The organism is Streptomyces boluensis (genome assembly GCF_009908195.1).
GTDB classification, from domain to species: Bacteria; Actinomycetota; Actinomycetes; order Streptomycetales; family Streptomycetaceae; genus Streptomyces; species Streptomyces boluensis.
Genome location: NZ_JAAAHS010000245.1, coordinates 1 through 11669 on the forward strand (window position 1 = coordinate 1; position 11669 = coordinate 11669).

Annotated in this window: 12 protein-coding genes; 3 read left to right on the top strand and 9 right to left on the bottom strand. The window is 71.4% G+C overall.

What is annotated here, in order from left to right:
* Positions 1–291: 291 nt before the first annotated feature.
* On the bottom strand, positions 292–1047 hold the full coding sequence (locus GUY60_RS25550; RefSeq protein WP_161701822.1) for a GNAT family N-acetyltransferase: 756 nt from the start codon (positions 1045–1047) through the stop codon (positions 292–294).
* Positions 1048–1361: 314 nt separating this feature from the next.
* Here GUY60_RS25550 and GUY60_RS25555 point away from each other — a divergent pair, with 314 nt between their 5' ends.
* Both GUY60_RS25555 and GUY60_RS25560 read left to right on the top strand, forming a co-directional pair.
* Positions 1362–2111: a lysophospholipid acyltransferase family protein gene (locus GUY60_RS25555; protein ID WP_161701824.1), complete on the top strand. Its 750-nt coding sequence runs from the start codon at positions 1362–1364 to the stop codon at positions 2109–2111.
* Between the two features lie 122 nt (positions 2112–2233).
* Positions 2234–3283 (top strand): NAD-dependent epimerase/dehydratase family protein, encoded by a 1050-nt coding sequence (locus tag GUY60_RS25560; protein WP_246235643.1) that lies wholly within the window; start codon positions 2234–2236, stop codon positions 3281–3283.
* 96 nt (positions 3284–3379) lie between these two features.
* Here the strand turns inward: GUY60_RS25560 and GUY60_RS25565 are convergent, their stop codons facing one another.
* The 8 genes from GUY60_RS25565 to GUY60_RS25600 form a co-directional block, all read right to left on the bottom strand.
* Positions 3380–4957, bottom strand: coding sequence for an alpha/beta hydrolase (locus tag GUY60_RS25565; protein WP_188132907.1), 1578 nt, complete (start codon positions 4955–4957; stop codon positions 3380–3382).
* 150 nt (positions 4958–5107) lie between these two features.
* Complete coding sequence (locus GUY60_RS25570; RefSeq protein ID WP_312866418.1) at positions 5108–5893, bottom strand: urease accessory protein UreD; 786 nt, start codon at positions 5891–5893, stop codon at positions 5108–5110.
* A gap of 65 nt (positions 5894–5958) precedes the next feature.
* The gene (ureG, locus tag GUY60_RS25575; protein WP_161701828.1) at positions 5959–6639 is read right to left on the bottom strand and encodes an urease accessory protein UreG; all 681 of its coding nucleotides are present in this window, start codon (positions 6637–6639) and stop codon (positions 5959–5961) included.
* A 60-nt stretch (positions 6640–6699) separates the two neighbouring features.
* The gene (locus GUY60_RS25580) at positions 6700–7374 is read right to left on the bottom strand and encodes an urease accessory protein UreF (protein ID WP_161701830.1); all 675 of its coding nucleotides are present in this window, start codon (positions 7372–7374) and stop codon (positions 6700–6702) included.
* Between the two features lie 24 nt (positions 7375–7398).
* A complete protein-coding gene (locus GUY60_RS25585; RefSeq protein WP_161701832.1) occupies positions 7399–9120 on the bottom strand; it encodes an urease subunit alpha in 1722 nt (573 codons plus the stop codon).
* A complete protein-coding gene (locus GUY60_RS25590; RefSeq protein WP_246235650.1) occupies positions 9113–9490 on the bottom strand; it encodes an urease subunit beta in 378 nt (125 codons plus the stop codon). Before GUY60_RS25590 ends, GUY60_RS25585 begins: the two co-directional genes overlap by 8 nt.
* A 16-nt stretch (positions 9491–9506) precedes the next feature.
* A complete protein-coding gene (locus GUY60_RS25595; protein ID WP_161701843.1) occupies positions 9507–9809 on the bottom strand; it encodes an urease subunit gamma in 303 nt (100 codons plus the stop codon).
* A gap of 201 nt (positions 9810–10010) precedes the next feature.
* Positions 10011–10628 carry a TetR/AcrR family transcriptional regulator gene (locus tag GUY60_RS25600; RefSeq protein WP_161701834.1) on the bottom strand — a complete coding sequence of 206 codons (618 nt, stop codon included), beginning with the start codon at positions 10626–10628 and terminating at the stop codon, positions 10011–10013.
* 117 nt (positions 10629–10745) lie between these two features.
* On the opposite strand from GUY60_RS25600, the gene GUY60_RS25605 reads away from it, so the two are divergent.
* Positions 10746–11669 (top strand): ABC transporter permease (locus GUY60_RS25605; protein ID WP_161701835.1); only part of this gene is annotated, 924 nt, incomplete at its 3' end.

Consider the following 11669-nt stretch of genomic DNA (forward strand, 5'->3'; position numbering starts at 1 on the left):
GCAGGCGGGCCCGGTCGCGTACCGCCTGCGGGGTTCCGGTCGCGGCGGGCGAGGCGAGGGCGCCCGCTACGACCTGCCCGAACGCCGCATACCTCCGGGCGGTTGCGGACGGACGCACGGGCGCGGCCCCGTGCCGGGCGCAGGCGGGAGTACAGGGCGAGTACGGGAACCAGGGATCGTACGGGGGTGTGTGGGCAGCGGGTGAGCTGTCGAGGGGCGTACGGGCGGGGCCCGGTGTGGCGAGACCCGGTCTCGCGGAGCGGCCCGAAGTCGTGGGCGCCAGTGGTCCGTTCATCGTTCCTCCCCCAGGAAATACCGCCGGTAACGGTCGTTGATGCGGTCCATCGGCAGCAGTACGTAGAAGTCCGCGACGTCGAACTCCGGGTCGTGCGCGGGTGCTCCGCACATCCAGGCGCCGAGCCGCAGATAGCCGCGCAGCAACGGCGGCAGGTCGGCGGCGCGGGCCGGGCCGTCGAGCGGACCGGAGGGGTGCCAGGGGTGGTGCGGGTGCACGCGCAGCTCGGGCGGCGAGGCGTGCTTGCCGTTGCCCAGGAGCCAGGCGCTGCTCGCCGCCCGGCCGCCGTCGGCCAGCGGCACGGACGCGCAGCCGCCGAGGTAGCGGTGTCCTGAGAGCAGCAGATAGCGGGCGAGGGCCGCCCACAGGAGGTTGATCACCGCGCCGTTGCGGTGGTCCGGGTGGACGCAGGAGCGGCCGGTCTCGACCAGTTGGGAGCGGATGCCGGAGAGGTCGCCGAGGTCGAACTCCCCGTCGGAGTACAGCCGTTGGGTGCGGCCGGGCGGGATCAGGCGGTACGTTCCGACGACCTGGCCGGTGTCCGTGGCGGTGACGACGAGGTGGTCGGCGACCGCGTCGAAGTCGTCTATGTCGTGCCCCGGCAGCGGTGTGTGCAGCCGGGCGCCCATCTCGCCGGCGAAGACCTCGTGGCGCAGCCGCTGGGCGGCGCGGATCTGCTCGGCGGAATCCGCGATGGCGACGGCATAGCTGCTCGATGCCGCGACTACAGTGGACGGTGCAGGACTGGGCATGACGAACCCGCTTTCTACGCAGGGGAAACCCCGCGCGGGTCGTGGCTGATGACCGCGCGGGACGGCTCAGGTCGTGCACGGGCCGTCGAGTTGCCGCTCGGCGGCCCGCCTCACACCACGGTGCAGTCGCCCGGTGAACACGTCAAAGACTTCTGACAGTTGTCAGGGAAGGATGAGGGACATTCAGGGTTGCCTCAGGGTGTCCCGCCGCGTGGCGCCGTTCCGGCGTGCCGTCCGCCCGGCCTCTCCCCGCCCACCCGGCGACCTGGTACAACGCAGTGTCGGAACGGCACTGCCCAGTGAGGAGCGACCCCGTGTTCTATTACGTGCTCAAGTATGTGCTGTTGGGGCCTTTGCTCCGACTGATCTTCCGGCCCCGGATCGAGGGCCTTGAGCACATTCCGGCGGACGGCGCGGCGATCGTCGCGGGCAACCATCTGTCGTTCTCGGACCACTTCCTGATGCCCGCCATCATCAAGCGGCGGATCACGTTCCTCGCCAAGGCGGAGTACTTCACGGGCCCCGGTCTCAAGGGTCGGCTGACGGCTGCGTTCTTCCACAGCGCGGGCCAGATCCCGGTCGACCGCTCGGGCAAGGAGGCGGGCCAGGCGGCGATCCGCGAAGGGCTCGGGGTGCTCGGCAAGGGCGAGTTGCTGGGTATCTACCCGGAGGGCACGCGCTCCCACGACGGGCGGCTGTACAAGGGCAAGGTCGGCGTCGCGGCGATGGCGCTCAAGGCCGGAGTGCCGGTGATCCCGTGCGCGATGATCGGGACGTTCGAGGCCCAGCCGCCGGGTCAGAAGCTGCCGAGCTTCCGACAGGTCACGATCCGCTTCGGCGAGCCCCTCGACTTCTCCCGCTACGAAGGCATGGAGAGCGAGAAGGCGATCCTGCGGGCGGTCACGGACGAGATCATGTACGCGATCCTGGGGCTTTCCGACCAGGAGTACGTCGACCGGTACGCGGCCGTCGTGAAGGCCGAGGAACAAGCCGAGAAGCAGGCGGAGAAGGGGCGCCCCGCCACGGGCAAGCAGCGCAAGTTCCCCAAGCTGCCCCGCCGTTGAGGGCGGTTCCGCCCGGTACCCGGTCCCGCTGAACCTACGCGGCCAACGCTTCCGCGCACCCGATTATCTGCGGTCAGCAGATCACCCTGGGCCCGGGGCCGGCGGCCACGTACGGTCCAGACATGACTCAGAAAGCGCTGGTGATCGGGGCCACGGGACAGATCGGACGAGCCGCGGTCCGCGCGCTCGCACAGGACGGCTGGGAAGTGACCGCCGCCTCGCGAGGCGCGGCCCGCGACGAGTCCTGGCCCGAGACGGTACGGACGGCACGGCTCGACCGGGAGGACGACGCGGCACTCGCCGCACTGATCGGCGACGGCGTGGACCTGGTGGTCGACGTGGTGGCGTACGAGGTGCGGCACGCCCGGCAGTTGACGGCACTCGCCGACCGGATCGGCTCCGCCGTGGTGATATCGAGCGCGGCCATCTACGAGGACGACCAGGGCCGCAGCTTCCTCACCCAGGACGAGCCGGACGGCCACCCGAGGTACCCGGTGCCGCTCCCCGAGTCGTACCGCACACTGCCGCCCGGCGATGCGTACGGCGGCCGCAAGGTGGCCCTGGAGCGCGAACTCCTGGCCGCCGCGGACACGTTGCCGACGACGCTGCTGCGCGCGGGCGCCGTGCATGGGCTGCACTGCGGTTCGCCGCGCGAGCTGTTCTTCGTGAAGCGGATCCTGGACGGTCGGCGCACCCGGATCCTGGCGTTCGGCGGGACGAGCCGGTTCCATCCGGTGAGCACCCACAACCTCGCGGAACTGATCCGGCTCGCGGCCGCCAGACCGGGCGCCCGCGTGCTCAACGCCGCCGACCCCACCGCGCCCACGGTCGCCGAGATCGGCACGGCGATCGACGAGGTGCTCGGGGTGCGTACGGAAACGGTCCTGATACCCGGCGAGCCCCCGGCGCCGACCGTGGGCAACACCCCGTGGAGCCTGGCGCACCCGATGGTGCTCGACATGTCAGCGGCGGCAAGGGAGTTGGGCTACCGCCCGGTCCGGGAGTACGAGCAGACGCTCCCCGAGACCGTGGAGCAGTTGCGCGCCCGAGTCGAGGGCAAGGACTGGCGGGAAGCGTTCCCACGGATGGCCGCGACCTACGACCCCATGGGCGAGCTGTTCGACTACGCGGCGGAGGACGCCTGGCTGGCCACACAGCACCGGAAGGGCTAGCGGCGGCGCGGCACGGTAGGGGCTGAACGGGCCGTGGGGCGACCGGAGTTAGGGAACTCCGGCCGCCCCACGGCGACCAGTCTCAGTCGGACGGAGCTACGGCTTGGGTGTGGCGTGCGGGGTGCACGTCACGTCGCGGCTGTCCGTCTTGCCGGAGAGCAGGTAGGTGTCGACCCGCTCGTTGATGCACGGGTTGACCAGGTTGGTCACACCGTGCGAACCGGCGTCCTTCTCGGTGATGAGACGCGAGCCCTCGAGCCGCTTGTGCAGCTCGACCCCGCCCTCGTACGGCGTCGCGGCATCCCGCTCCGCCTGCACGATCAGGACCGGCGGCAGGCCCTTGCCGGACTTCACCTCGATCGGGGTCTGCTGCTGCACACCCCAGGTGGCGCACGGCAGGTTCATCCACGCGTTGGCCCACGTCATGAAGGGATGGTTCTTGTGAAGCTCGGTGTTGTCGCGGTCCCACTTCTTCCAGCTGGTGGGCCACTTGGCGTCGGCGCACTCGACGGCCGTGTAGACGGCGTTGCCGTTCTCCGACGCGATGTTGCCCGCGGTGTCGGACAGGTCCGGGCCCGCGGCGTCGACCAGCGCCTGCTCGTCACCGGCGAGGTACTTGCTCCACACCTCGGCGGTGGGCACCCACGCGGAGTCGTAGTACGGCGCGCCCTGGAAGAACCCGATGAGCTCGGCCGGGCCCACGACGCCGCCGATGGGCTCCTTCTTCGCCGCGGAGCGCAGCTTCAGCCACTGGGCCTCCACCTTCTCCGGGGTGTCGCCGATGTGGAAGGTGGCGTCGTTCTTCGCGACCCACGCCTTCCAGTCGTCCCAGCGCATCTGGAACGCGACGTCCTGGTCCAGGTTGGCCTGGTACCAGATCTTCTCCCGCGACGGGTTGACCACACTGTCGACGAGCATGCGCCGCACATGGTTGGGGAACAGCGTGGCGTACACGGCGCCCAGGTAGGTGCCGTAGGAGACCCCGACGAAGTTGAGCTTCTTGTCACCGAGCGCGGCGCGGATCACGTCCAGGTCGCGGGCGGTGTTCGGCGTGGTCATGTGCGGCAGCATCTCGCCGCTGCGCTCCAGGCAGCCGTCCGCGTACTCGGCGGCGAGCTTGCGCTGCGCGCTCTTGTCCGCCTCGGAGTCCGGCACCGGGTCGAGCTTCGGCGCCTTCACGAACTCCTGCGGGTCGACACAGGAGATGGGCGCCGAGTGGCCGACACCGCGCGGGTCGAAGCCCACGAAGTCGTACGCCTTGGCGGTCTTCTCCCACAGCGGAGCCTTGTTGGTGATGCGCAGCGGGAACCGCATCCCGGAACCACCGGGTCCGCCCGGGTTGTAGACCAGGGAACCCTGCCGCTCGTCCTTGCTGCCGGTGCTTCTCGCCCGGTCAACGGCGAGCTTGATGTGCTTGCCCTGCGGATTGGCGTAGTCGAGCGGCACGCTGACCCAGCCGCACTCGACGGGCTTCGCGAGCCCCCAGTCCGCCGGGCAGTCCTTCCAGTCGATCCCCGTCTTCGCGGCCCGCGCCGCGGCGATGGCCGCGCCTTGCGCCTCCGAGACCGTGCGACGACCGCTGTCGGCGTTCGCCGCCGGGGCGGCCATCGCGCCCGCTATGAGGGTCCCCGCGATCAGAGTGCCGGCCGAGCCGAGCACAGCTGTGCGTCTCAAGTGGTACCTCCCCCAGATTGTTTCGAGTTCTCCGGGGGATCTTTGCGTCTGACGGGTCCCTGGCAACAGATCGGACAGTTGTTCTTTGCCAATCCGATAACCGGTTGCGACCTGATCGCTCAGCGGTCGCCTAGCGCCGACGCCTCTGACTCACCACGCGACCAGCCGGACCGCCTCGTCGAGCACCCGCCGGAGCAGCAGCGCGTCGGCCGCCACCGCCGTCACCAGGAGCCCGGGACCGGCCAGCGGGGTCAGGGCGGCGTGCTCGCCGAGCATCCGCGGCTCGGCCGGGCTGTGCGCCAACTCGGGGTGGACGACGACGAGTTGGCCGAGCGCCCGATGTCCGGCGAGTGCGGCGGGTCCGTCCCAGCCGCCGGGTGCGCCGGGCCCGCAGGACAGTTCCTGGTCGAGCAGTGTGCGCCCGTCGCAGCGCACGGTCAGCCTGCTGGTGAGCGCCCCCGGCTCCTCCCCCGCCCGGCCGAGCACCTGCTCCTCACGCAGCAACAGCCGGGCGCCGGGGGCGAGTTCGGCGCGGGTGGTCATACGCAGCGAGCTGCCGTACGCGGAGATGAGCTGCTCAGGGAGCCAGCGCAGCTCGGCGTCCTCGGCGACGCTCAGCCGTACGTCGTAGCGGGCGGGCCGCTCCGACTGGCCGGGCAGGGCGATGGTGGCGGCCGACGAGCCGATGTCGAGCCGGGCGCCAACACCCGCCGTGGCCTCGACGGTCAGCCGGTCACCGCCGAGCGGCGCGCTCATGGCTCCGACGAGGGCGACCCGCGCCTCCTGTCCGGAGCTGCGGACCCGTCGTACGGCGAGCGGACCTTCGCCCTCCAGTACCGGCAGACGGCTGACACCGCGCGCGTCGACCTCGGCCCGGATCCGGGCCACCGCCCGGATGCCACTGTCGACGGAGCTGTCCCGGCCGCCCGACGCCACGGCTCCGCCCGCGCCGGGGGCACCCACCGCACCGGGCTCGTCCACGGAGACGCGGACCGCCGAGCTCACGCGGCGGTCCACGCGGCAAGGCGTTCGCGTACCCATGTGGCCACATCGGTGACGCCGTGCTCGGACCTCAACGACTGGAGAACGACCGGGAGTTCGGCGCGCTGCTCCTTCGCGTCGCGCTCCATGCGCTGGAGGTCGGAGCCGACGTACGGGGCGAGGTCGGTCTTGTTGATCACGAGCAGGTCGGCCGTGGTCACGCCGGGGCCGCCCTTGCGCGGGATGTCGTCGCCGCCCGCCACGTCGATGACAAAGACCTGGGCGTCGACCAAGCCGCGCGAGAACGTGGCCGTGAGGTTGTCACCGCCGGACTCGACGAGCACCAGGTCGAGCGGGCCGACCTCGTCCTCCAGGTCCTCGACGGCCTCCAGGTTGGCGGAGATGTCGTCACGGATGGCGGTGTGCGGGCAGGCCCCGGTCTCGACGGCGGTGATCCGCTCGGGCGGCAGCACCGCCTCGCGCAGCAGGAACGCGGCGTCCTCGCGCGTGTAGATGTCGTTGGTGACCACGGCGAGGGAGAGTTCGTCGCGCAGGGTCCGGCAGAGCGCGGCCACGGTGGCGGTCTTCCCCGAGCCCACCGGCCCGCCGAGCCCGATCCGCAGGGCACGGCGCCGCCCGTCGGGACGTACGGCATCGGCGCTGACGGCGGCGGGACCGTCGTGGGAGTGGTCGAGGTGCATGGGAACTCCAGTACTCAGGTCAGCGAATGGACGGGGCGGGGAATGGTGGTCGGGACGGGCCTACGAGGCGAACAACCGCACCGCCCACCCCGCGTGCGCCTCCGCCCCGATGTCGAGCAGTGGCGCGGAAGCGGCGGGCAGCGCGTCGACGCCGTGGTCCGGTACGCGCCGAGCGGCCGCCACCGCGTCTGCCGCGACCCGGTCGAGCTCGGGCGCGAGCCGGGCAAGGACGCGGGTCGCGTCGAAGGGGTCGAGGCTCAACAGCCGTACGACAGCGGTGGCGGGACCGCTCACCGCCTCGTACACCGCGACGTGCGCCGCGTCCTCGGGCCCGAGCCCGGCCGACCGCGCGGCGAGTCCGAGGACGACGGGCTGGTGGGCACCCTTGGGCCGGACCGCCGCGAGCGCGTCGAGCTCGGGCGACGGCCAGGTGGAACGGGCGGCGCGCATCATCTGGCGCCCCAACTTCCGTGCGACGGTGCGCAGGGCGGCGGACGGAGTGCGGGCGTCCGCCGCGTCGTCGAGGAGCAGCGGGTCGACGCCGAGCGCCGCCGTGGCCGCGAGGGCGGCGGCGACCAGGCCGCTGGTGTGCAGTCGGCCCCGGCAGAACGCTTCGAGACCGGCCGCGTCCTTGATGCGGCCCGCGGCGACGGCGGCCTCCGCCCCGCCGGAGTGCGCGTGCCCTCCGGCGGGGAAGCGGCCGTCGGCCAGGACCAACAGGGTTGCTCTGCTCATGGTCGGACAGCTCCTCGGCGGCGCTCAGAAGAGGAAGTACCGCTGGGCCATGGGCAGTTCCACGGCCGGTGCGGACTCGACGCGTTCGCCGTCGATGGTGACGGCGAAGCTGTCCGGGTCGACCCGGACGTCCGGGCGGGCGTCGTTCTCCCGCATGTCCGCCTTGCTGACGCCGCGGGTGCTGGTGATCGGGGTGAACTCCTTGCCGAGGCCCAGGCGTTCGGGCAGCCCGTCGTCGAGCGCCGACTGGGTCACGAAGTTCAGCGAGTTCCCGGCGGGCGCGGAGCCGAGGGCGCCGAACATCCGCCGGGGCAGCACCGGTTGGGGGGTCGGGATGGACGCGTTGGCGTCGCCCATCTGCGCGTACGCGATCTGCCCGCCCTTGAGCACAAGGAGCGGCTTGACCCCGAAGAACGCCGGGTCCCACAGCACGAGGTCGGCGAGCTTTCCGGTCTCGACGGAGCCGATCTCGCGGTCGAGGCCCTGGGCGACGGCCGGGTTGATCGTGTACTTGGCGACATAGCGACGTACGCGATGGTTGTCCGCGCGGATGTCGCCGGGCAGGAAGCCGCGGCGCCGTTTCATCACATGCGCGGTCTGCCAGGTGCGCAGCACGACCTCGCCGATGCGGCCCATCGCCTGGGCGTCGGAGGAGATGATCGAGATGGCGCCCAGGTCGTGCAGTACGTCCTCGGCGGCGATGGTGGACGGCCGGATCCGGGACTCGGCAAAGGCCAGGTCCTCGGGGACGGCCGGGTTGAGGTGGTGGCAGACCATCAGCATGTCGAGGTGCTCCTCGACGGTGTTGACGGTGTGCGGCCGGGTCGGATTGGTCGAGCTGGGCAGCACGTTGGACTCGGAGACCACGGTGATGATGTCGGGCGCGTGCCCGCCGCCCGCGCCCTCGGTGTGGTACGCGTGGATGGAGCGCCCGGCGATGGCGGCGAGGGTGTCGGCGACGAACCCGGCCTCGTTCAACGTGTCCGTGTGGATGGCGAGTTGGGCACCGCTCTGGTCACACACCCCGAGGCAGGCGTCGATCACGGCGGGGGTCGCGCCCCAGTCCTCATGGATCTTGAACCCGAGGGCGCCGCCGCGGAGTTGGGCGTGCATGGCGTCGCCGGACATGGTGTTGCCCTTGCCGAGCAGCCCGATGTTGAGCGGCGTCGAGTCGAGCGCGGCGAACATCCGGGCCAGGTGCCAGGAGCCGGGCGTGATGGTGGTCGCCTTGCTGCCCTCGGCGGGGCCGGTGCCGCCGCCGACGAGGGTGGTGATGCCACCGGCCAGCGCGGTGTCGACAATGGTGGGCGAGATGAAGTGGACGTGCGCGTCGATGGCGCCGGCGGTGACGATCCGGCCGTTGCCCGCGATGACTTCGGTCTCGGGGCCGATGACGAGGTCGGGGTGGACGCCGTCCATGGTGTCGGGGTTCCCGGCCTTGCCGATACCGGTGATCCGCCCGTCCCTGATGCCCAGGTCGGCCTTGACGATGCCCCAGTGGTCGACGATGACGACACCGGTGATCACGGTGTCCGGGGCACCCTCGGCGCGGGTCGCACAGGACTGGCCCATGGACTCGCGGATCACCTTGCCGCCACCGAACACCGCCTCGTCACCGGCGCGTCCGGGCCCGCCGCTGCGGTCCTCCTCGATCTCGATCAGGAGGTCGGTGTCGGCGAGCCGGATGCGGTCACCGGTGGTCGGGCCGAACAGGTCGGCGTAGGCGGCGCGGGTCAGTTCAGCCATAGAGGGCACCTCCGGTCTCACCGCGCAGGCCGGGCACGCGGCGCAGTCCGGCGAGGGGTACGAGTTCGACGTCGACGGGGATGCCGGGTTCGAAGCGGACGGCGGTACCGGCGGCGATGTGCAGGCGCAGGCCACGGGCGGCGGCCCGGTCGAAGTCCAGGCCCGGGTTGGCCTCGGCGAAGTGGTAGTGGGAGCCGACCTGGACGGGCCGGTCGGCGGTGTTGAGGACGGTCAACCGGGTCACGGGGCGGCCCGCGTTGAGGACGACGGGCTCGTCGGCGAAGAGAATCTCGCCGGGTATCGCGGAAACGGAAGGGGCCGAAGAAGGGCTCAGGGAAGCGTTAGGAACCAAGGGCTGGGCGGCGGACATCGGCAGGACTCCCCCGTCAGGCGATCGGCTCGTGGACGGTGACGAGCTTCGTACCGTCGGGGAAGGTGGCCTCCACCTGGACGTCGTGCAGCATCTCGGGGATCCCGTCCATCACGTCGTCGCGGCCGAGCAACTTCCGCCCGGAGGACATGAGTTCGGTGACGCTGCGGCCGTCCCGCGCGCCTTCGAGGACGTGCGAGGTGATCAGGGCGACCGCCTCGGGATGATTGAGTCGCAGTCCGCGTGCCCTTCGCTTCTCGGCCACGTCCGCGGCCACATGGATCAGCAACCGTTCCTGTTCGTGCGGGGTCAGTTGCACGCGTGCCACCTCACAGTCCGTCATGGTCGGCCTGCGTGCGGGCAGGCGTGACCGGCATCGTCCGGGCCGAGGAGGCAAGCTGAGGGGCCTGCCTCCGCCAGGGCGCAGCGGGAGACTATTTGCCGTCAACATCTTGTTGACCTTGGTTTGGTCATCCCGCCGGAAGACATTGCACGCTAATGCCGAAGTTTTTCCTGCGCGTTAACTGGCCTTGGGCACTTCCATACGCATCAGGGCCCGGAGCCCGCCTTCCAGGTGCTCGACCCGGGCGTCCCCGAAGAGGGCCTGCTGGGCGATGAACCCCTGCGCCAGGGCCATCATGGTGCGCGCCACATGGTCGGCCGGTACGTCGTCGGGCATGATCCCGGCCTCACGATAGGCGTCGACCAGCAGGCTCCAGGCGGCCCGCATCTCCACGAAGCCCTCCCGCAGCGGCGCCGCGAGCTGTTCGGAGCGCAGCGTCTCGGCCCACACCTGGAGGGCCAGGCGCGGGAACTCGACGCCTCCACCGCCGACCCGGCCGCCCAGGACGGTCCTCAGTACGTGGCCGAGCAGCTCGTCCGGCAGCGGCGGCGGGTCCTGCTTCGCGGCGTCCTCGAAGGCGGCCTTGATGGTGCCGAACGCCTCGCCGACGATCGCCGCGATCAACTCTTCCTTGCCGCTGAAGTACCGGTACACGGCACCGGCGGAGAGCCCGACCTCGCGCAGGACGTCCTGCATCGAGGTGGCGTGGAAGCCGCCGCGCGTGAAGCAGCGGATCGCGCCGTCGATGATCTGCCGGCGACGGGCGTCTAGGTGTTCCTGGGATACGCGAGCCATGCCCCAAAGCTAAAACGAACATTCATTCTTGACAAGAAACGGGGACGGCGGGACAGTGGCCCCAGAACGTAAAACGAACGATCATTCTCTATAGAGCAGCGGCCCCAGGAGTCCGATATGTCCACCGCCTCCGCCACACCTCCACCCCGGACGCAGAACGCCCGGCTGATCGCCGTGATCCTGCTGGTCCCGGCGATCGTCGCGCTCGCCCTGTGGGCCTTCGCCTGGCCCGCGGCCCGTACGGCACCGCGCGATCTGCCCATCGGGGTGGCGGGCGCCCCCGCCGCCGTGGCCGGGGTGGAGCGTCAACTGCAGCAGCGCGAGGGCGCGTTCGAGGTCCATCGGTACGCCGGTGAGGCCGCCGCCCGCGCCGCCATCGAGGACCGGGACGTATACGGCGCGGTCGTCGTCGGCCGGCAGGGCCCCGAGCTCCTGACCGCCACGGCCGCGAGCCCCGTGGTGGCCCAGATGCTCCAGCAGGCCGTCACCGCACAGGCACCGCCGGGCACGCAGATCAAGGTCGACGACGTGGTGGCGGCACCGGCGAGCGACCCGCGCGGGGCCGTGCTCGGCGCGAGCGTGCTGCCGATGGCGCTCGCGGGCATCGCGGCCGGATCCGTAGTGACCCTCTTCGGGCTGCGCGGGGTACGCGCCGCCCTTGCCCTGGTGGGCGCCGCCGCCCTGGTCGGCATCGTGGCCGCCGCGCTGACCCACAGCTGGCTCGGCGCCCTGACCGGCGACTGGTGGACGGAGGCGGGCGCGCTCGCCCTGTCGACGCTCGCGGTGAGCGGCGCCGTGGCCGGTATCGCCTCGCTGATCGGCACGGCCGGCATCGGCCTCGGCGCGCTGACGGTCGTACTGATCGGCAACCCGTTCTCCGGCGTGGGCTCGGCCCCCGAACTGCTGCCGGAAGCCGCGGGCGCCCTCGGGCAGTGGCTGCCGCCGGGCGCGGGCGGTTCGCTGCTGCGGTCGGTCTCATTCTTCGACGGCGCCCAGGCCGCGCGGCCCGCGCTTGTACTCGGGCTCTGGGCGGTCATGGGC

Coding starts and splice junctions, on each gene's coding strand:
- GUY60_RS25550 (WP_161701822.1), bottom strand. CDS start 1,047: ATGCCCAGTCCTGCACCGTCCACTGTAGTCGCGGCATCGAGCAGCTAT.
- GUY60_RS25560 (WP_246235643.1), top strand. CDS start 2,234: ATGACTCAGAAAGCGCTGGTGATCGGGGCCACGGGACAGATCGGACGA.
- ureG (WP_161701828.1), bottom strand. CDS start 6,639: ATGCACCTCGACCACTCCCACGACGGTCCCGCCGCCGTCAGCGCCGAT.
- GUY60_RS25580 (WP_161701830.1), bottom strand. CDS start 7,374: ATGAGCAGAGCAACCCTGTTGGTCCTGGCCGACGGCCGCTTCCCCGCC.
- GUY60_RS25585 (WP_161701832.1), bottom strand. CDS start 9,120: ATGGCTGAACTGACCCGCGCCGCCTACGCCGACCTGTTCGGCCCGACC.
- GUY60_RS25590 (WP_246235650.1), bottom strand. CDS start 9,490: ATGTCCGCCGCCCAGCCCTTGGTTCCTAACGCTTCCCTGAGCCCTTCT.
- GUY60_RS25600 (WP_161701834.1), bottom strand. CDS start 10,628: ATGGCTCGCGTATCCCAGGAACACCTAGACGCCCGTCGCCGGCAGATC.